This is a genomic window from Sorangium sp. So ce1153 (assembly GCF_051521595.1).
Classification (GTDB): Bacteria; Myxococcota_A; Polyangia; order Polyangiales; family Polyangiaceae; genus Sorangium.
Map to the genome: position 1 here is coordinate 6,346,306 of NZ_CP150361.1, position 19,765 is coordinate 6,366,070.

General features: G+C 74.6%; 17 protein-coding genes. 8 read left to right on the plus strand and 9 right to left on the minus strand.

What is annotated here, in order from left to right; translation table 11 throughout:
* Window positions 1–464: 464 nt before the first annotated feature.
* Complete coding sequence (gene lnt / locus WME85_RS22660; protein WP_437840872.1) at window positions 465–2,207, plus strand: apolipoprotein N-acyltransferase; 1,743 nt, start codon at window positions 465–467, stop codon at window positions 2,205–2,207.
* Between the two features lie 37 nt (window positions 2,208–2,244).
* Here lnt and WME85_RS22665 read toward each other — a convergent pair whose 3' ends face one another.
* The 5 genes from WME85_RS22665 to coaE all read right to left on the minus strand — a co-directional run bounded on the left by WME85_RS22665 (window position 2,245) and on the right by coaE (window position 6,103).
* Window positions 2,245–2,547, minus strand: a complete 303-nt coding sequence (locus tag WME85_RS22665) for a type II toxin-antitoxin system RelE/ParE family toxin (RefSeq protein WP_437840874.1) — start codon at window positions 2,545–2,547, stop codon at window positions 2,245–2,247.
* Between the two features lies 1 nt (window position 2,548).
* A complete protein-coding gene (locus WME85_RS22670; RefSeq protein ID WP_437840876.1) occupies window positions 2,549–2,776 on the minus strand; it encodes an addiction module protein in 228 nt (75 codons plus the stop codon).
* Between the two features lie 146 nt (window positions 2,777–2,922).
* A complete protein-coding gene (locus WME85_RS22675; protein WP_437311521.1) occupies window positions 2,923–3,573 on the minus strand; it encodes a DUF72 domain-containing protein in 651 nt (216 codons plus the stop codon).
* Window positions 3,574–3,859: 286 nt separating this feature from the next.
* On the minus strand, window positions 3,860–5,425 hold the full coding sequence (locus WME85_RS22680) for a ribonuclease H-like domain-containing protein (protein ID WP_437840877.1): 1,566 nt from the start codon (window positions 5,423–5,425) through the stop codon (window positions 3,860–3,862).
* 42 nt (window positions 5,426–5,467) lie between these two features.
* The gene (gene coaE / locus WME85_RS22685) at window positions 5,468–6,103 is read right to left on the minus strand and encodes a dephospho-CoA kinase (RefSeq protein ID WP_437840879.1); all 636 of its coding nucleotides are present in this window, start codon (window positions 6,101–6,103) and stop codon (window positions 5,468–5,470) included.
* A 317-nt stretch (window positions 6,104–6,420) separates the two neighbouring features.
* Here coaE and WME85_RS22690 point away from each other — a divergent pair, with 317 nt between their 5' ends.
* A complete protein-coding gene (locus tag WME85_RS22690) occupies window positions 6,421–8,415 on the plus strand; it encodes a putative bifunctional diguanylate cyclase/phosphodiesterase (protein ID WP_437840881.1) in 1,995 nt (664 codons plus the stop codon).
* Between the two features lie 51 nt (window positions 8,416–8,466).
* Here the strand turns inward: WME85_RS22690 and WME85_RS22695 are convergent, their stop codons facing one another.
* Window positions 8,467–9,150 carry a cysteine hydrolase family protein gene (locus tag WME85_RS22695; RefSeq protein WP_437840883.1) on the minus strand — a complete coding sequence of 228 codons (684 nt, stop codon included), beginning with the start codon at window positions 9,148–9,150 and terminating at the stop codon, window positions 8,467–8,469.
* Window positions 9,151–9,235: 85 nt separating this feature from the next.
* Window positions 9,236–10,612, minus strand: coding sequence for a nicotinate phosphoribosyltransferase (locus WME85_RS22700; protein ID WP_437840885.1), 1,377 nt, complete (start codon window positions 10,610–10,612; stop codon window positions 9,236–9,238).
* A 226-nt stretch (window positions 10,613–10,838) separates the two neighbouring features.
* On the opposite strand from WME85_RS22700, the gene folD reads away from it, so the two are divergent.
* The 4 genes from folD to WME85_RS22720 are packed head-to-tail and all read left to right on the plus strand — an operon-like array spanning window position 10,839 to window position 14,532.
* On the plus strand, window positions 10,839–11,702 hold the full coding sequence (gene folD, locus WME85_RS22705; protein WP_437840887.1) for a bifunctional methylenetetrahydrofolate dehydrogenase/methenyltetrahydrofolate cyclohydrolase FolD: 864 nt from the start codon (window positions 10,839–10,841) through the stop codon (window positions 11,700–11,702).
* A 2-nt stretch (window positions 11,703–11,704) separates the two neighbouring features.
* A complete protein-coding gene (locus WME85_RS22710) occupies window positions 11,705–13,030 on the plus strand; it encodes an alpha/beta hydrolase (RefSeq protein WP_437840889.1) in 1,326 nt (441 codons plus the stop codon).
* A gap of 11 nt (window positions 13,031–13,041) precedes the next feature.
* Window positions 13,042–13,779, plus strand: a complete 738-nt coding sequence (locus WME85_RS22715; protein ID WP_437840891.1) for a class I SAM-dependent methyltransferase — start codon at window positions 13,042–13,044, stop codon at window positions 13,777–13,779.
* A gap of 9 nt (window positions 13,780–13,788) precedes the next feature.
* Window positions 13,789–14,532, plus strand: coding sequence for a hypothetical protein (locus tag WME85_RS22720; RefSeq protein ID WP_437840892.1), 744 nt, complete (start codon window positions 13,789–13,791; stop codon window positions 14,530–14,532).
* A 91-nt stretch (window positions 14,533–14,623) separates the two neighbouring features.
* Here the strand turns inward: WME85_RS22720 and WME85_RS22725 are convergent, their stop codons facing one another.
* Entirely contained in the window at window positions 14,624–15,268 is a 645-nt protein-coding gene (locus WME85_RS22725) for an ABC transporter ATP-binding protein (protein ID WP_437840894.1), read from the minus strand.
* Window positions 15,268–16,581: a hypothetical protein gene (locus WME85_RS22730; protein WP_437840895.1), complete on the minus strand. Its 1,314-nt coding sequence runs from the start codon at window positions 16,579–16,581 to the stop codon at window positions 15,268–15,270. Before WME85_RS22730 ends, WME85_RS22725 begins: the two co-directional genes overlap by 1 nt.
* Before the next feature lie 213 nt (window positions 16,582–16,794).
* Here WME85_RS22730 and WME85_RS22735 point away from each other — a divergent pair, with 213 nt between their 5' ends.
* Window positions 16,795–17,886 (plus strand): DUF72 domain-containing protein, encoded by a 1,092-nt coding sequence (locus WME85_RS22735; protein WP_437840897.1) that lies wholly within the window; start codon window positions 16,795–16,797, stop codon window positions 17,884–17,886.
* 239 nt (window positions 17,887–18,125) lie between these two features.
* Entirely contained in the window at window positions 18,126–19,691 is a 1,566-nt protein-coding gene (locus tag WME85_RS22740) for a phytoene desaturase family protein (protein WP_437840899.1), read from the plus strand.
* Window positions 19,692–19,765: the final 74 nt, after the last annotated feature.

Here is a 19,765-nt window from a genome sequence, read left to right on the forward strand (position 1 = left end):
TCCGCTGGATGGTCAGGGGTCGCCGACGCGGCAAAGTCCGGGTCGTCCGCTCGAGGCGTCCCCGCGGGTCGAGCGGGTCGCCACGCCGCTCGTGCGCCGTCGTGATCGCGCCGAGCGGGTCGCCGCGCCGGGTGCAGTCGGACCGCCGCGTCGACCAGGTCGATATGCCCAGGTCGAGCGAAATTGATCCCGTCTCGAGCGGGTCACCGCGCCATCCAGAGCGGGTCACCGCACCGCGTCGAGCGGGTCACCGCACCGCGCCGAGCGGGTCGCCACGCCGCGCCGAGCGAGTCACCGCACCGCGCCGAGCGGGTCGCCACGCCGCGCCGAGCGGGTCACCGCGCCGCGCCGAGCGGGTTGACGTAGCGGCGTCGCCCCTTCAATACGGGGGCCGCCATGCCCGGCCCCCTCCTGTTCCCCCGCGCCGCCACGGCGCGTTGCTTCTCCTTCCCCCGGCGCTCCCGATGACGACCGCGCACCAGCAAGAGAGCGAGGCTGCCAGCGCAGACCCCGGAGGCGGAGCGGCCGCGAGCCTCCCCCGGCCAGAGGCGCCGCGCGACGCGAACGCCGCGAGCGCGGCAGGCGAGGCGCGGCCCCTGCCCGCGCGCCTCGCTTACGGGCTCGCGGCGCTCAGCGGGTTCTTCTACTTCCTCGGGTTCCCGGGGATGGATCTCTGGCCGATCTCGTTCTTCGGCCTCGTTCCGCTCATCGTGGCGCTGCGCGGGCAGACGCCGGGGCGCGCGGCGCTGCTCGGCTGGATCGCCGGCTTCGTCATGACGATGACCGGCTTCTACTGGCTGCTCGAGATGCTCCGGGTGTTCAGCGGATTCCCCACGATCCTCTGCGCGCTCTTCATGGCGATCCTCTGCGCCTACCAGGCGGGGCGCATCGCGCTGTGCGGCTGGCTCTACGGCCGGGCCGAGGCGCGCGGCTGGCCGGGCCCCGTGGTCTTCGCGCTCGCGTTCGTGACCAGCGAGCTCGTCTTTCCGCTGCTCTTCCCCTGGTACTACGGCGCTTCGGTCCACAACGCGCCGGTGATGGGTCAGGTGGCCGATCTCGGCGGCCCTTACCTCGTCGGCCTGGTGCTCGTCGCCGCGAACCTCGCGATCGCCGAGCTCGTGAAGTTCCGGCTGGATCGCGCGCCGCCGCGCGCCGCGTCGCAGGGCGGGCCGGACGCGCCCCGCCCCGACCACGACGCCGGCGCGCGCCGCAGCGTGACGCGCGGCCGCCCGCTCGACCGCGCGGTCCTCGCGGTGGGCATCGCGGCCCCGGCGCTCGCCGCCGTGTACGGCGTCATCCGGATGCGCGCCGTGGACGCGGCCGCCGCCGCGGCCGAGCCGATCAAGATCGGGATCGTCCAGCCGAACCTCGCGCTCTTCGACCGCCGGCAGGCGCTCAAGATCCACGTGGACCGGACCCGCGCGCTCGCGAAGCAGGGGGCCGGGCTGGTCGTGTGGAGCGAGGCCGGCGTGCCGCAGGCGTTCCGCGAGTCGGCCTACAAGAACGAGGTCCAGCGCTCGCTCACTGGCCGGCTCGGCGTGCCCACGGTGGTCGGCACGGTCATCCACCGGCTCCCTCCCAACACGCACGAGCGCGGCGTGAGCTTCAACACGGCGCTGATGGCTGGCCAGGACGGCGAGATCCTCGGGCGGTACGACAAGCAGTACCTGCTCGCTTTCGGCGAGTACCTCCCGCTCGGCGACGCGGTCCCGTACCTCTACACGCTGTCGCCGAACTCCGGCCGCTTCAGCCCTGGCACGTCGCTCGCGCCGCTCGAGTGGAACGGCCACCGGCTCGCGGCGATGATCTGCTACGAGGACATCCTGCCGCACTTCGTGAACAAGCTGGTCGCCGCGGGCGACCCGGACCTGCTCGTCAACCTCACGAACGACGCCTGGTTCGGCAACACGACGGAGCCGTGGATCCACCTCGCGCTCGCGAAGATGCGCGCGATCGAGCACCGCCGTTACCTGGTGCGCGCCACGAACAGCGGCGTCTCGGCGATCGTGGACCCGGTCGGGCGGGTCGTGGTGCACGGCGACACGTTCAAGGAGCAGTCGCTCCTCGGCGAGGCCCGGTTCATGCGCGCGCAGACCGTCTACGGGACCGTGAAGGACATCCCGTGGTACGCCGCCGCGGTCGCGAGCGTCGCGATGGCGCTGTTCACGCGGCCGGAGCGCTGGCGGCGCCGGCGCGCCGAGGGCTGAGCGGCGCGACGCGCGGCGCCGTGGCCCTCGCCCGAGCTCATGGGCCGCGACCCCGCCATACGCCAGGGCGGCGGCGCATGTGCATGACCGCGAGCACGAGGATGCGATCGGGCTCGACGACGTAAAGCAGCCCGTAGGGGAACTGTTGGAGCACCTGGCGCCGGACACCGGGCTCGATCTCGGGGCCCTGCTCAGGAGCTTCGGCGATGCGGCCGAACGCTGCGATCACCTGCGCCTCGAAGCGATCGGCGACGTTCGGGGCGCGCGCGGCGTACCAAAGAAACGCTTCGTGGGCCTCTCGCTCTGCTTCTATCGCGAGGACGACAGGACGGCGAGGCACCTCAGCCTCGCGCGAAGATGCGGCGGCGGGCCTCGTCCCAGGCGACAGGCTGGGAACGCCCCGACCGGATGTCGTCGAGGCGCTTCCGGGCCTCCTCGGCCCATGCGCGCTCGATGTCTTCCGGCGAATCGTCGCCCACGCTCTCCAGCAGCCGCAGCGCGAGGACACGCCGCTCGCTCTCGGGGAGCTTCATCGCCTCATCGAGGAGATCTTCGGCCGGGAGGGTCATGAGCTGCAGCCTAGCAGATTCGCCGAGGGCAGGAACCGGGCCCGAAATCAGAGCCGCTCGGACGCCCCTGGACTGGGCCGTCAGCAACCCACAGACCGGAGGCAGGACCTGCCGGGAACATCCCCGGCGTGATGGCGCGCAGCGCCCTACAGCTTCATCGCCTTCTTGAAGCGCTTCGCGTCGGCGAACATGTCGACGTTCGTGAACACGTACGTCGCGTCGTCGTGCTTCGCGCCGCGCGCGATCTCGGCGAGCCGCTCGATCGCCGGGTCCTCGTAGCGGGACTTGTGCCCCGCCGGACCGTGCAGGCGGTAGTAGGCCACCTTCAGCCGCGAGAGCCCCGCGGTCAGCGGGTCGCGCGCGGCGAGGGCGCCGACCTCCTGCGTGAGCTCGTCGCTCTCGTCCGGATCCCAGCCGGGCGGCGGCTCGAAGACGACGCGGTCGAAGCGCTTCTTCACGTTCACCAGGAAGTCGCGCAGGATGGCCTTGTTCGCGCGCGTCGGCGTGAACTCCGGGGGGCCGACGAAGACCGCGCTCTTCGCCTCGAGCTCGTCCGCGACGGCCTCGATGCTCTTCAGCGCCGTCTCGATGACCTTGCCGTCCCGGAACCCCTCCTGGCCGATCTCGCGGGGACCGAGCAGGGCGAAGCGAAAGCCGACCGGAGCTTCGCGCCTCCAGCGCCGGATCGTTCCAGGTCCCGGGAGGGACACATGGGTCTCCTGCACCTCCACGAACATGAACTCGCGGAAATAGCGCGTCGCTGGGACGGGGAAACCGGCGCAGCCGACGGTAATCATCGTCCGCACCCTAGCCCACGCGCGCCTCGGCGAGAAGCCACACCGATGGATTTCTCGACTGGCTCGCCCGGACGCCCGGGCGAGGGCTCGGCCGCTCGCCGACCGCGCGGATCCCGGCCGGCGCGCCAGGCCCGGGGACGCCGCGCGGACGCGAGGCGCGCAGCGCTCCCGGGGCATGGCGCCCCGCGCAGGTGCGAGGCGCCAGGCGCTCCCGGGGCCTGGCGCGCCGCGCGGCGCCTGGCTCCCGCGTGGCGCCCGGCTCCGCCGCGGTGCGAGGCGCGCCCGCTCACTCCTCGCCCTCGCGCCGTGGCGCGGCGGCGCGCTCGGAGCCCGAGCCCGCGGCCGCGCTCTCGACCTGCTCGAACGGCAGCGCGAGCGCGGCGGCGCCGCCCGAGCGGCGGTCGATCTTGCGCTGCAGGCGGGCTCGGCGGCGCGCCTGCGCGGGCTCGGGCTCGGCGGTGCCCTGGTCGGCCAGCTCGAGCGCGCGGGCGAAGGCGCGGACGTGGTGCTCGTAGAGCTTCGCCAGCTCGAGGCGCACCGCGGGGTCGTCGATCTCGGCGGCGAGCGCCTCGTAGTCCGAGAGCGCCCGCGCCTTGTCCCCGCGCGCCTTCGCTATATCGCCGCGCGCGCGCCGCGCCGCCGCGCCGCCGCCGCGCTCGACGGCCGCGTCCGCGAGCTCGGCCGCGCGATCGAGCGCGCCCGCCCTCCGCAGCGTCGCGGCCACCCCGGCGAGATCGCCGGCGGCGAGGCTGCCGAGCGGCTCGCCGTAGAGGCCGACGAGCGCCACCATCGCGAGCACGTCGGCCGCGTTGTGCTCGACCACGCCGAGCAGCGCCTCCTCGTCGCCGGTGCGCAGGAAGTGGGCGTAGCACGCGACGATCTCGCCGCCCGGCACGTCGCCGACGCGCACCCGGCCGAGCACGTCGTGCTCGAGGGCGATCAGCGTGCGCGTCTTCAGCCGGGCCTTGTGGATGCGGCGCGCGACGTGGACGAGATCGAGGTGCGGCAGCTCCGGCGGCGGCGGGAGGCGGTTCATCACGTAGCGCGTGCGCAAGAGCGGCATGTCGAACGCCTTGCCGTTGTACGTGATGATCATCGAGGCGCCGGCGAGGCGCTCGGCGAGGCGCCGCAGGATGGGCTCCTCCTCGCCGAGGCGCCGCAGGAGGAGCTGCTCCATGACGAAGCCGTCGGACGACGGCTCGCCGAGCGGCCCCGCGCTGGCCCCCCCGGGGTCGAACCAGGCGAGGCCGATCAGGAACGGCACCGTGCCGGTGCCCCCGGCGAGGCCGGTGGTCTCCGTGTCGAGGAACAGCGCCCTCCGGACGTCGCAGCCGGCGAGCGCCGGGTCGAGCGCCAGGAGCGCGAGCATCGCCGGGTCGGCGTCGCGCGCGGCGACGAGCGGCGCGCGGCCGACGCGCGCCGCCGCGAGCGAGCGCGTGCGGCTCACGTAGAGAGGCCCCCCGGGCATCTGCTCGACGTGGAAGGGGAGCTCGCCGCGCGCCGGGTCGGCCCTGGGCGTGGGCGGCGCGCCCCGGGCGACGATGCGGGAGATACGCTCGCGCAGCTCGTCGAGCGAGGGTCGAGCGCCCGCCGCGGCGGGCGGCGCGGCGGCTGGCCGACCCGCCGCGGCCGCCGCCCGAGCCGCCTCGCCCGCAGCCAGCGCCGCCTCGCCCGCGTCCGGCGCCGCTTCGCCCGCGGCGAGCGCCGACGGCGTCAGCGCGGCGGGCAGCTGAGCCTCATCCGCCGCGACGCCGCGGGCGTGCGACGCCGGCGCGGGAGCGAGCGGCGCGCCGCTGCGCCGCTCCGTCGGGAGCGGCCCGAGCCGCGCGAGCTTCGACTTGAACGACGTCATCGGCCGGCCGCGAGCCTTCCACGCCGGGCACTGCGCATCAAGTCAGTGGTCCGGACGGGCGGCGCCGGAGGGCGCGAACCTCGCCCGGATCGAGGCGAGCACCTCGTCGGCCTGCCGCTCGGTCGCGGCGCGATCGCCGGAGTTCTCGATGACGTAGTCGGCGACGGCGACCTTGCTGGAGAGCGGGAGCTGCGCGGCGAGCCGGGCGCGCACCTCGTCCTCGGTCGCGCCGTCGCGCGCCATCGCGCGGGCGATCTGCACCGCCTCGGGCACCGCGACCACCACCAGCGGCCGAAACGCGTCGACGACCCGGTTCTCGACGAGGAGCGCCGCCTCGTAGCACGCCAGCGGCTCGCCCTGCGCCTCGAGCGCCGCGGCACGCTCGAGCGTGATCGCCGCGATGCGCGGGTGCACGATCGCGTTGAGCTGCCGGCGCTTGCCCGGATCCGCGAACACCACCGCGGCGACGCGCGCGCGGTCGAGCGAGCCGTCCGGCAGCAGCACCTCCGGGCCGAAGGCGCGGACCACCTCGTCGAGCCCCTCGGTCCCCTTCGCCACCGCCTCGCGGGCGAGCGCGTCGGCGTCGATGACCGGCAGCCCCTGCGCGCGAAACCGAGCGGCCACCGTGCTCTTGCCAGATCCGAGGCCGCCGGTGAGACCGAACAGGACGAGCCCCATCGCCTCAGCCCCTCCAGAGGGCGACCCACGCCCCCTCGCCGCCATCCGACCCCAACGCGCCCTGATAACGCAACGCGTTGTCCTCCACCTCGCCTGCCGTGCGCCCGGCAGGGGCCCGGCGAGGGTCGTGAAACCGCCGCGACGTCCGTGAAAGTGCGGCAGCGACGGCGCTGGGGGCTGTCCGGGGGTACCTGTTCTCCTCGTGACCACCCATGGCCCCGAGCCTACCCCAGCGGGGGGTCGCGGCCGTCGAGTTTCCGCGCCGTCGGCGCTTAACAAGTCCGCTTCTCCGGGAATGCAACTACCATGACGGGGTGGTGGCAAAGATCGATGACCGGCCGGAGTCGGGCTTGCACGCCGCGTTCGATCGCTCGGACGCGCACCGCGGCTCGCCGGACAAACAGCTTGCGGCGTGGTTGTCCGAGGTCGATGTCGGCGTGATCGAGATCGACGCCGAGCAGCGCGTGGTGCGCTTCAACGGCGCGGCAGAGCGGCTGACGGGCTGGTCGATCGTCGAGGCGCGCGGCGCGCTGCTCGATCGCGTGCTCCGCCTGATCCCCGCGGCGGGCACGGCGAGCGGAGAGCCGGACATCGACGTCGGCGAGATGAACGAGCTGTTCGACGAGGCGGCGCCAGCGAAGGCGGCGCCCGCGCTCACGCCGCGGCGCGAGCCCGTGGCGCCGCTCGCCCCGGTGATCATCGACGAGGGCGCGCTGCGCACGCCGGGCGCGCCGCTCGCCGCGCCGGACGCCGGCCCTTCGGGGAGGCCGTCGGGGCGCTACACGGCGCTGCTCGAGCGTCGCGACGGGTCCGTCATCCCGATCCTCCACACGATCGGCGCGCTCACCGGGCGGCCCACGCGCGAGGGCCAGCGCGACTCGAAGCCGCCGCCCGCCCCCGGGCAGCTCATCCTCTTCCGCGAGCTCGGCGCGCCGGGTCCGCTGCCGATCCACCCGGCCAAGCCCCGCTACGACGCGCTCACGCGCCTCCTCGATCGGTACGCGATCATCGATCGCATCGAGGAGGCGCTGAACGACTGCAGGAAGACGGGGACGCCGTACGCGCTCTGCTACATCGATCTGGATCGGTTCCGGCTCGTGAACGCGACGTGCGGGCACGAGGCGGGCGACGACCTGCTCCAGTGGGTCGCGACGCGCGTGCACGAGATCGTCGGCCCGCAGGACGCGGCCGGGCGGATCGGCGGCGACGAGTTCGTCCTCCTGCTCGCGAACAAGAGCGAGCGGGAGGCGGAGCGCATCGCGCGCGACCTGCAGATCTGCCTGCTCGAGTTCCGGTTCGGGTGGGCGGAGAAGACGTTCTCGATCGGCGCGAGCATCGGGCTCGTGGTGCTGACCCCCCACTTCGAGCGGGCGGTCGACGTGCTCGGCGCGGCGGATCACGCGTGCCGGATCGCGAAGGAGAACGGGCGCGGGAGGCTGCAGGTCTACCTCGACGACCAGCAGATGACGACGAGCCGGCGCTCGATGCAGTGGGTGGCGAGCCTGCAGCGCCACCTCGCCGAGGGCCGGCTCAGGCTCTACTCCCAGGGGATCCACCCGCTCGTGAAGCCGGGCGCGGCGCACGCGCCCCACGGCGCGCACTTCGAGGTGCTCGTGCGGCAGCTCGGCGAGGACGGGCGGTTCTACTCGCCGGTCGGCATCATCCAGGCGGCGGAGCAGAGCGGCCTGATCCACGTCATCGATCGCTACGTCGCGCGGCAGGCGTTCCGGCTGATCGGCGCGATGCCGCAGCACGCGCTGCGGCGCCTCGACACGTGCTCGATCAACCTGTCGGGCGTGTCGCTGCTGCGCGAAGGCCTGCTCGACTTCCTGGTCGAGCAGCTGCACCGGGCGCAGGTGCCGCCGAGCAAGATCTGCTTCGAGATCACCGAGACGGCGGCGCTCGCCAACCTCGGCGAGGTGCTGTGGTTCATGCAGGAGCTCGGCGCCATGGGCTGTCGGTTCGCGATCGACGACTTCGGCAGCGGCCACGCTTCGTACGGCTACCTGGAGAGCCTGCCGGTCGACTACGTGAAGATCGACGGCATGTTCGTGCGCGATCTCCAGGACAACACGCTCCACCGCGCGATCGTCGAGTCGGTGCACCGCATCGGCGACACGCTCGGCATCAAGACCGTCGCCGAGCAGGTGGAGAACCAGGAGATCGCCGACCTGCTCACGTCGATGGGCATCCACTACGCGCAGGGGTGGCACTTCGACAAGCCGCAGCCGCTCGTCGACCTCTGCGCGTCGCTGCGCGCGCAGGGCGACCCGAGCGACCCTGACCCGACGGGCTCCCCGGCGGGCCGCTGACGAGGTCGTCGCGTGGCGCCGCCGCGCGGGCGGCGCCGCGCGAGGCGACCTTCAGCCGAGCACGGCCGCGGACGTGGCGAGGGTGACGCCGGCGGCCTGCACCTCGGCGAGCGCGGCGGCGACGCCGGCCTCGGTGATGCCGGCGACGGCGTCGGTGAGGAGCGTCGTGCGGTAGCCGCGCTGCGCCAGGCCGAGGGCGGCGGCGCGGACGCAGTAGTCGGTCGCCACGCCGTAGACGACGAACTCCGGCGCGCCGCCGAGCGCCGCCGCGAGCTCGCGCAGGAAGCCCTCGGCCAGGGGGTTCGCGAACAGGCTGTAGACCTCCTTCTCGAAGTAGACGCCGTGGGTCTGGCCCGTCGCGAGCTCGCGCACCGCGGCGTCGATGGGGGCGCGCGGGACGTTGGGGATGAAGCGGAAGCGCGGCGGCAGCGTCCCCTCGACCTTCAGCCAGCCCGGCGTCCCCTTCACGCAGTGATCGGGGAAGCCCGGCTTGCCGCCCTCGGGCGCCGGCGTGTCGTTCGACCCGAACTCCCACGCGTCCCACGCGTGCGAGTCGACCGAGCCGACGATCGGGATCCCGCGCGCGACGGCGTGCTCGGTGAGCCTGCGGAACAGCGCGTTCGGCGAGCCCTTCACGTAAAGCGCGCCGGTCTCCTCGCAGAAGTCGCGCTGCACGTCGACGTCGACGAACACCCTGGGGGGCGAAGGTTGCCGGTTCACGTTGCCGCTCGCCATATCCTCTCTCCTCTCGCGTACCTCTCGCACAGCGACGCGCAACCTCGCGGCGGCGAGCGGCGCGGCGCAGCTCCGCTGGCCCGCGCTATCCCGCGCCGGCGACGACGCGGGCGCGCACCGCCTCGACGAGCGCGCCGAGCTCGGCAGACACCTCGACCGCGAAGGGCGCGCCCGGCGCGGGGTCGTCGTCGATGCGCCGCAGCGCCTCTGGCAGCCCGCCGAGCTGCTCGCGCACGCGCGCCCGGATGGCGTCGAGCCCCTCGGGCGGCGCGACGCGGGCGCCGCGCTTCATCACGGGCGCGAGCAGCGGCTCGGCGCCCGGGCCCATGGGCTCGCTGTCGAGCGCGATGACGTCGCGCGCGAGCTTGCCGGCCCTGTCGCGGAAGCGGTGCACCTGGTGCGCGCCGGGCAGGGTCGCCTTCCCCTCCGAGAACTTCGCGATCGGCGTGCGCTCCCCCGCGGCGGCCGGATCGGCGCCGCCGATCTCCACGAGCTTGTACACGCCGCCGAGCGAGGGGGCGTCGATCGAGGTCACGAGGTCCGTCCCGACGCCGTAGAGATCGATCGGCGCCCCGGCGCGCCTGAGCTCGGCGATGCGGTGCTCGTTGAGATCGCCCGAGGCGACGATCTTGGCCGACGCGCACCCGGCGGCGTCGAGGATCCGCCGCACGGCCACGCTGAGCGCGCCGAGGTCGCCCGAGTCGAGCCGCACCCCCTTCAGCTTGTCGCGCGCGATCGCGGCCGCGCGCGCGGCGCCGACGAGCGTGTCGTACGTGTCGATGAGCAGGATCGCCGCGCTCGGGAAGACGGCGACGTAGCCCTCGAACGCCGCCTCCTCCGTCGGGTGGGCCATGGTCCACATGTGCGCGGCCGTCCCGAGCACCGGGATGCCGAAGCGCATCCCTGCCTCGACGTTCGAGGTGCCGACGCAGCCGACCGCGTAGGCGGCCCGCGCCGCGTCGACCGCCGCGTCCGGGTGCGCCCTCCGGGTGCCGAACTCCATGACCCCCGCGTCGCCGGCGGCGAGGACCACGCGCGCGGCCTTCGAGGCGACCGCTGTCGCGTGGTTGATGGCCGACAGGGCGAACGTCTCGATGAGCTGCGCCTCGATGAGCGGCGCCGTGACGCGCAGGAGCGGCTCGTTCGGGAAGAACACCGTCCCCTCGGGGACAGCCCAGACGTCGCCGTGGAAGCGGAAGCGCCGCAGGTAATCGCAGAACGCCGGCGTCATCGCGTCCGCGAGGGCGGGGATCGCGCTCAGGTAAGCGATCTGCTCGTCGGTGAAGCGGAGCCCCTCGAGGTAGCGCACGACCCGATCGAGCCCCATCGCGACGAGGAAGCGCCGGTGCCTGGGCAGCCGCCGCACGAAGAGCTCGCACGTCGCGACGCGCGAGGTCATGCCGCGGTGGAAGTAGCCCGCCGCCATCGTCAGCTGGTAGAGGTCCGTGTGCAGCGCGTCCACCGCTCATGGCTAGAGACGCTGGACGTAAGGGTCAACCTGAAGATCGCGCGGCGGGCGTACGGGTCGCTCCGTTCCACGCCGTTCTGCGCTGTTCCTCTCGCCGTGCATGGCTGCGCGCGTGCGCGCGTTCGCCTGAGCCGGGCGCGACGACGAGGTTGGGGCCCCGGCAGCAGGGCGCCGCGGGCGCCGCTCCCGCGACGGCCGCGGCTGGTCTAAGCTCCGCGTCGTGGCAGCGAAGATCCTGGATGGCAAGGCGATCGCCCAGAAGGTCCGCGACGAGGTCCGCGAGGGGGTGGCCCGCTTCGCGGCGGCCCACGGCCGGCCGCCCGGGCTCGACGTGCTGCTCGTCAGCGGCGATCCGGCCAGCGTGACGCACACGCGGAACAAGGAGCGGATGTCGAACGAGGTCGGCATGCGGGGCCGGCTCCGCGCGCTGCCCGCCGAGACGACCGAAGCGGAGCTGCTCGCGTTCATCGCGGAGCTCAACGCGGACGAGACCGTCGACGGGATCCTCGTCCAGCTGCCGCTGCCGAGCCACATCCGCGAGCACCGCGCGCTCGGCGCCGTCGATCCCGCGAAGGATGTCGACGGCCTCCACCCGGTGAACGCAGGCCTGCTCGCGCTGGGCCGCCCGGGCGCCCTCGCGCCGTGCACGCCGGTCGGGTGCATGCGCCTGCTCGCCGAGGCGGGCGTCCAGATCGCCGGCGCCCGCGCGGTGGTGGTCGGGCGGAGCAACCTCGTCGGCAAGCCGATCGCAGAGCTGCTGCTCGCGCAGCACGCGACGGTCTCCATCGCCCACTCCCGCACCCGCGATCTGCAGGCGATCTGCCGCGAGGCGGACATCCTCGTCGCCGCCGCCGGCAAGCCGAAGCTGATCGGCGGCGACTGCGTCAAGGAAGGGGCCGCGGTGATCGACGTCGGCCAGACCCGCAATGAAGCGGGCAAGCTGGCGGGCGACGTCGATTTCGATGCCGCCAGCGCGCGCGCGGCCTGGATCACGCCGGTGCCGGGCGGCGTCGGGCCGATGACGATCGCCTCGCTGCTCGAGAACACGCTGCGCGCGGCGGAAGCGCGGGTCGCGGCGCGGTAGCCATGGCCGCGCCGGGCTGGGAGGCGGCGGTTCGGCGCGCGGCGGCGGGCGCGGGGCTCGGCGCGCTCGTGGCGCTCGCCGGCTGCGGCGACGCGGCGGAGGCCGGCGGCGCGCCGCGCGCGTCCGGCGGCGCCGCGGCGAGCGCCGGCGCGGGCGGCCAGGGCGGCGGCGCGGCGAGCGTCAGCGCGGGCGGCCAGGGCGGCGGCGCGAGCGGCGCGCCGGTCGAGGCGATCCTCGCCGAGCTGCGCGCCGACCGCGACGCGGCGCTGCTCGCGCACGCGGCGCGGACCGGCTGGCCCGTCCCCGTGGACGGCGGCTACCTCTTCGTCTCGACCAGCGTGAGCCTGCGCCTGCTCGCGGGGGACCACGACGGCTGGGCCGGCGCGGCGATGACCAGCGACGCCGGCTTCCACTGGATCGTGCTGAACGTGCCCGCAGGCGATCGCTACAAGTTCACCGACCGGACCGCGTGGGCGGCCGACCCCTGGTCGCGCGCGGCCACCTACGACGAGTTCGGCGAGATGAGCCTCGTCGCGCCCGGCGAAGCGCACGTCGATCGCCATTTCGGCGTGGGAGACGCGGTCATGGAGCCGCGCACCGTGCGCGTGTGGGTTCCGGAGGCGGCCGTGGACCGGGTCCTCTACGTTCACGACGGCCAGAACCTCTTCGATCCGGCGGGCCCGGCGGGCGGCTGGCACCTGCAGGATCACGCGCCGCCGGGGGTGCTCCTCGTCGGCATCGACAGCACCCCGGCGCGGCTGGACGAGTACACGCACGTCGCGGACCGCATCGAGGAGGAGGGCGCCCTGGTCGGCGGGAAGGGCGACGCGTACGCGGACTTCCTCAGGGACACGGTGCGGCCGCTCATCAGGGCGCGCTACGGCGAGCCGGGGCCGGTCGGGATCATGGGCTCGTCGCTCGGGGGGCTCATCAGCTTCCACGCCGCCGAGCGCCACCGGGGCGAGTACGCCTTCGCCGCGAGCCTCTCCGGCACGATGGGCTGGGGCAGCATCGGGGCCGACGTGCGCCACGAGACGATGATCGAGCGGTACGCGGCGCACACCGAGCGGGTGGCGACGCTGTATCTGGACTCGGGCGGCAGCGGGGCCTGCGTCGACGACGACGGCGACGGCATCGAGGACGACGACCCGACCGCGGCCGACAACTACTGCGAGAACCTCCAGCTGCGAGGCGTCCTCACGCGGGCGCGGTCGCCGTACGTGGAGGGCGAGAGCTTCTTCTACGCCTGGCACGCGGGGGCCGAGCACGACGAGGCGGCGTGGGCGGCGCGCGTCGCCGAGCCGCTGCGGATCTTCGAGGCGCTGTGACGAGGGAGCCCGTGAGCGCGCCGCGGCCCGAGGAGCCGGCAGAGGCCCCCTGCCCCGCCGAGCGCGCCGCGGCGTTCGTGGCGCGCGAGACCGCCGTCGCCTGCCCGCCGTTCGTCCCCGAGGTGAGGCTCCACCTCGCGACCGAGGTCACGCCGCTCTGGCACGCGACCGAGGCGGCGCTCGCGCGCGCGGGCGTGCCGCCGCCCTACTGGGCGTTCGCGTGGGCCGGCGGGCAGGCGCTCGCGCGGTACCTGCTCGATCACCCCGCCGCGGTCTCGGGCAAGCGCGTGCTCGACCTCGCCGCCGGCGGCGGCGTCGTCGCGATCGCCGCGGCGCGCGCCGGCGCGGCGAGCGTGAGCGCCGCCGACATCGATCCGTTCGCCGCGGCGGCGCTGGAGCTGAACGCGGCCCTGAACGGCGTCGCCGTCGAGGTGATCGCGGAGGACCTCACGGCGAGCGCCGCGCGCGGCGCGTGGGACGTCATCGTGGCCGGCGACGTCTGTTACGAGCGCGCGATGGTCGACCGCGTGCTCCCCTGGCTGCGGCGCCAGGCCGGAAGCGCGGTGGCGGTGCTGGTCGGGGACCCCGGGCGCTCCTACTGCCCCTCGGAAGGCGTCGAGGAGCTCGCGCGTTATCTGGTCCCCACGTCGCTCGACCTCGAGGGTCGCGAGCAGCGCGAGACACGCGTCCTGCGGCTGCTGCCGAGTCCGGCCGACCTCGAGGCGGCCTCAACCCCCGATGGAGAATAGGGTCCCTTCATGAGTCGATCTGCGATGGTCCTCGCGGGCGTTCTGCTCGCTACCGGCTGCGGGCGCGGCGACGTGGCTCCCGCCTCGTCCTCACCGAGGGCGACCGCGGCGTCTGGCAGCGAAGATCGAGCGCAGCCGCCCGCGGCCGCGACCCCGGCCGCCTCTGCGGCGTCCCCTCAGCCCGCGGCGGGCCCGGCGGCCCCCGACGCAGCGGCTGGCGCGGAGAGCCCCAGGGCCGCCCACGGGGCCCCGGGCGACCCTCGCATCGAAGAAATCCGGAGGAGATACGCGGAGATCCAGGCGGACAGAGGGCTCGAGAAGAGCGAGCTCCGCATGGACTGCCCTGGCCGCGAGGGGAGCGCCGAGGTGCGGCTGCACAAGAAGAACAACGCTGTCTCGATCGCAGAGCTGAAGGACATCCCCCCGGGAGACGGCGGGTCCACGTACCACTTCTATTATGACAACGGCCAGCTCATCTTCGCCCTGAACGACGCCGAGCCCTTCGGCGGCGCCACGGAGACCCGCCTTCTTCAGCGCAGGTTCTACTATCACCAGGGCAGCCCGATCCTCTGCACGAAGAAGGAGGTATGGGGGCCCGCCGACAAGGTCGAATCCCTGCTGAACAACGCGCCCAATGAGCCTGTTGACTGCTCCTTCGCGCCCAAGGTGCAACGTCTCGCCTCGACGGTGAAGAGCGGCGCAGCAGGGATGGACGACCTGAAGAAGCTGCTCTGCGCGAAGCCGGCCAAGTAGACCGCCCGGCAGCGAGCGTCCGGCGGCCCGGGCCTCACGGGTCGTGAATCCCCTGCCCGCTCCAGCCTCTGAGGACCACGCGCGCAGCGTCTCAGGCGCCGGGCGCCGCGCCTTCCGCGCCGAGCCGCCCCGCGCTCAGCCGCTGCGGCCGCCCCCCGAGCGCCGCGGCGAGCGCCGGGTCGTTCGTCGTGAGGAGGGTCGCCTTCCCCTCGGCGCGGCGCTGCTCGATGAGCTCGGTCACCGTGCGCGCGCCGTCGGCGTCCAGGCCGTTCGTGGGCTCATCGAGCACGAGCAGCCACGGGTCGCCCACGAGCGCGGCGAGCAGGAGCGCGCGCTTGCGCTGGCCGAACGACAGCCCGGAGAGGCGCTGCCGGTAGAAGGCGCCCGCGCCGATCCGCTCGACCCACGCGCGGTCGAGCGGAGGCGCCTGCTTGAGCGCGCTCACGAGGGCGCAGAGCTCGGAGACCTGGAGGTCGGGCAGCGCCTCGGTCGCGTCGGGCGCATAGCCGAGGCGGCGCCGCGCCGCGGCCCCGCCGCCGTGGATGGGATCGCCCGAGAGCGTCACGGCGCCGCGATCGGGCTCCAGCACCCCGGCGACGATCCGCAGCAAGGTCGATTTACCGGCGCCGTTGCCGCCCGTCACGACCGCCACGTCCGAAGGCCCGCAGCGGAGGTCGACGCCGGAGAGCACGTCCCTGCCCGCGAGCCGCTTGTGGATCCCCGTCGCTTCCAGCATCACCGCGCCGTCCCCTCTCGTGCAGCGACGCCGCGCTCGCCGCGCGAAGACCAGCGCGCGCCGGCGGGCCCCGCGAGCAGCGCGGCCGCAGGCGACCAGGCCGCGAGCGCGAGCTCGCTCAGGGTCCACGCGGTCGCGGTCGCCGCCACGACGGCGGCGAGCACCGTGAGCAGCACCCGGCTGCTGTCGCGGCCGTCCTCCCGCACCGACCAGCGGACGCAGCCGAGCGCAACCCCGGACAGGAGCAGCCCCGCGAGCCCCGCCCCGCCGAGGACGCGGAGCGCCGCGAAGGGCGCGGCGCGGTGGAGGGCGCCGACCGCCGCCCCGTGCGCGAGCGCGAGCGCGGTCACCGGCGCGGCGACCGCAAGGGCGGCGGCGCCCGCCCTGAGCGGCGCCGCCGCGCCGCAGGCGGCGAGGAGCCACGCGAGCCGCCGCTCCTCGCGCAGCACCGGGCCGGCCAGGCCGGCGCCCGCGCAGAGCGCGAACGGCGCGAGCGCGACGAGCGACGCCGCGGCGAGCGGCTCGCCCGCGAGCGGCCCGATGCTCCGCGCATAGGCCGCCCCGACGAACGCGCCGAGCGCCGCGAGCGCCATGGCGCGCACGAGCACCGCGCGGTGGCCGCGCAGGAGCGCCGCCAGGTAAGCGAGCGAGAGCGAGGCGAGCGCGCCGCCGCGGAAGGGCACGGCGGACGGGATCAGCGAGGGATCGCGGCCGGCAGCGACCTCCGGCGCACGCACGAACGCCGCGCGCAGCCCGACGACGAGCGCCGGCGCGGCGCAGGCGAGCAGGATCGCCGCGGGCGCCCCGAGCACGATCGCGCCGGCGACCAGCGACAGGGGGGCGAGCTCGCGCGCGCCGCGCGGCCGCGCGAGGAGCATGCAATGCGCCGCCATGACCGCGGCGCCGGCGGCGCTGCCGGCGAGCGCGCCAGCCGCGGTCCCGTGTAGCGCGCCGACGCCGATGACCCAGAGCGCCACCCAGGGGAGCTCGGCCACGGCGAGGAGCAACGCGTGCGCCGAGAGCAGGTGGGCGCGCGGGACCGGCAGAGCGCGGAGGAAGAAGGTCGCCGGCGCGCGGAGCAGCGACCGCGCCGCCGGCGTGCCGACGAGCAGCCACACCGCCCACAGCGCGAGCCGGAACGGCAGCGACTCGGCCGCGAGGCCGGTGAGCTGCGACGGGTGCATCCCGTTGCCCCCGAACACGATCGCCCCGACGAGGCCGAGCCCCATGTACAGCGGCATGGCGCGCGCGACGGCGTCCTTGCCGGCCGTCGAGGCCAGGGCGCGCAGGACGAGGGCGAAGCGGCGCAGCACGTCACGTGCTTTTACCGCATCGCTGCCAGCTCGCTCGCCGGCAACGCATGCTGGAGGACGGACACGGGCCCAGCCCGCGAGGGCGCCTCGACCGAGGCAGCAGCGCGCCGCCAGCGCGACCGTGGTCGGCGCCGCGACGTGGCCCCCGCGGCCGGGCAGCGCTGGCCAGCGCTGGCGGTGCCCGGAGAGCTCCAGAAGACATAGAATCGCCAGGTGAGCCGCTCCCCCGGGCGCCGCGGCGCCTCCCCCTCGCAGCTCTCGCTGTTCGATCCGGCGCCGCCGCCCGCCGCCGCCGAGGCGCCCGCGGCGAGCGAGCCGGACGCGATGGCGGCGGTCTACGAAGACGCCGCCCGCGTCGCGGCGCGGCTGCCGAGAGGGCTGCACCTCGGCACGAGCTCGTGGAGCTTCCCCGGCTGGCAGGGCCTCGTCTACGCCCGGCGACACAGCACCGAGGAGCTCGCGCGCGAAGGCCTCGCGGAGTACGCCCGCCACCCGCTGCTCACGACGGTCGGCATCGACCGGAGCTTCTACGCCCCCATCCCCGACAGCGACTACCGTCGCTACGGCGCGCAGCTTCCGGACGGCTTCCGCTGCGTGTCGAAGACGCTGCACGCCGTCGTCTCCCAGACGCTGCACCGGTCGCAGGCGCCGCCGGACGAGGGCGAAGGGCAAGGCGCCGGCCGCGGTCCGGCCGAGCCGAACCCGGACTTCCTGTCGGTGCCGCTCTTCCTCTCGCGCGTCGCCGCGCCGCTGCTCGCGGCGTTCCGGGCCCACGCGGGGCCGGTGCTGCTCGAGCTGCCCCCCGTCGGCCCGGCCCACCGGCTCCCGCCGCGCGCGTTCTTCGAGCGGCTCGACGCCTTCCTCGGCGCGCTGCCGCGCGAGCTCTCCTACGCCGTCGAGATCAGGGAGCGCGCCTACCTCACCGGCGAGTACCGGGAGATCCTCGGCGCGCACGGCGTCGCCCATACCTACAGCTACTTTCGCACCATGCCGTCTCCCGGCGCCCAGGCCGAGGTGGTGCCCGTCTCGAACGCCCCCTTCGCGCTCGTCCGGCTCCTGCTCAAGCCCGGGCGCCGCTACGAGGCAGAGCAGCGGCGATTCCACCCCTTCGACCGGATGGTCGAGCCCGATCCCGCCATGCGCGCGGAGGTCGCCCGCATCGTGTGCGAGGCCGCGGCGCTGCGCATCGACAGCTTCGTGCTGGTGAACAACAAGGCCGAGGGCTCGGCGCCGCTCACGGTGCGCGCGATCGCCGAGGAGGTCGCCGCGGCGTGGGAGGCCCGAGCGGCGGCCGCGGGAAGGTGATCCCGACCAGGACAGAGAGCTCCCGCCAGCCCGCCGAGCGGCGCGCTCCGTGCCCCGCGCGGAGGACAGGCTGGAAAGGTCCCCCGTGACGGCGGCGCTCGGGCCAACGCGACGCGCTCCTCAGGATTCCGGGGCGCGAAAAGCCTCTCCTCTCCGCGTCATCCGTGCAACACCACGCGCTCCGCGGCCCGGGCGCGCCGGGCCGCGGCCGAGGACGCGCACAGCGCTGGAGGTGCCCAGTGAAACGCAGTGAAGCTCCGGCCCGGGCCGACGTCGTCATCGTCGGCGCGGGCCACAACGGTCTGGTCGCCGCCGTCCTCCTCGCCCGCCGCGGGCTCGAGGTGGTGGTGCTCGAAGAGAAGGACGCGGTGGGCGGCGCGGTGAAGACCGAGCACCCGTTCGCGAAGGCGCCGGCGCTCGGCGTCTCGAGCGGCGCCTACCTGCTCGGGCTCGCCCCGCCCGAGCTGCTCCGCGAGGTCGGCGTCGACCTGCCCCTGCGGCGGCGCGATCCACACTATTTCCTCCCGACGACCGACCGGCGCTACCTGCTCTTCGGCTCGGACCAGGCCGCCATGAAGCGGCAGTTCCTGGACTTCTTCTCCCAGCAGGACTGGGACGCGAACAGCGCGCTCCAGGCCGAGCTCGCCGCGCTCCGGGACGACATCGCCCCGACCTGGCTAGAGGAGCCGCTCTCCATCGAGGAGACCGCGGAGCGCCACGTGCGGCCCGCCCTCCGGAAGACGTTCGTGGAGCTCTGCCGGGGCACGATCTCCGACTACCTCGCCCGGTTCGGCTGGAAGAGCGATCTCCTCCAGGCGATGTACGCCGCGACCGACGCCTTCTCGGGGCTCGCGGGCGGCTTCGACACGCCCGGCACCGGGATGAACTTCCTCATCCACAACATGTGCCGCCTCCCCGGCGCGGACGGCACCTGGATGATCGTCGAGGGCGGGATGGGCACGGTCAGCCGCCTCTTCGCCGAGAAGGCGAGGGCCGAGGGCGCGACGATCGTCACCGGCGCCCGCGTCGCGCAGATCGAGTCGTCCGGCGGCGCGGTCTCCGGCGTGCTCCTCGAGGACGGGGCGCGCATCGCGGCCAGGGTCGTCGTCTCGAACGCCGATCCGTTCCGCACCCGCGCGCTCGCCGGCGAGGCGGCGATCGGGAAGGCGCTGTCGTCGCGGCTCGACGCCCTCGCGAAGGACGGCTCGACGCTCAAGGTCAACATGGCCCTGACCGGCCTGCCCAGGTTCACGTGCCTCCCGGAGGATCGGGGGCAGTTCGGGCCGACGATCCACCTCCTGCCCGACGAGGGCGTCGTGATGGACGTGCTGCGGCAGGCCCACCGCGACGCGATGAGCGGCCGCCTCCCCGAGTTCCCCGCGATCGAGTGGTACTTCCACACGCCGATCGACCCGAGCCTGCGCGACGCGGAGGGCCACCACAACGCCGCGCTCTTCGTGCAGTGGGTGCCCTACACGCTCGCGAGCGGCGAGACGTGGGGCGAGGCCGCGCCGCGCTACGTGAAGCACCTCCTGTCGATCTGCGATCGCTTCGCGCCGGGGATGTCCGACCTCGTGCTGGACACGTTCACGCTGGCGCCGCCGGACATCGAGCGGCACTTCGGGATCACGCGCGGGCACATCCACCACATCGACAACGGCTTCGGCTTCGCCGATCGCGTGCCGTACCGGTTCGGGCTCGCCGGGCTCTACTCGTGCAGCGCCGGCACGCACCCGGCCGGGTCGGTCATCGGCGCGGCGGGGCACAACGCCGCGAAGGCCGCGCTCGCCGACCTCGGCAACTGATCCGGGCGGCGCGCGCCCGAGCGCTCCGGGACCGCTGTCGCCAGCACGTCACGCCAGCCGCGGCCGCCTCGCCC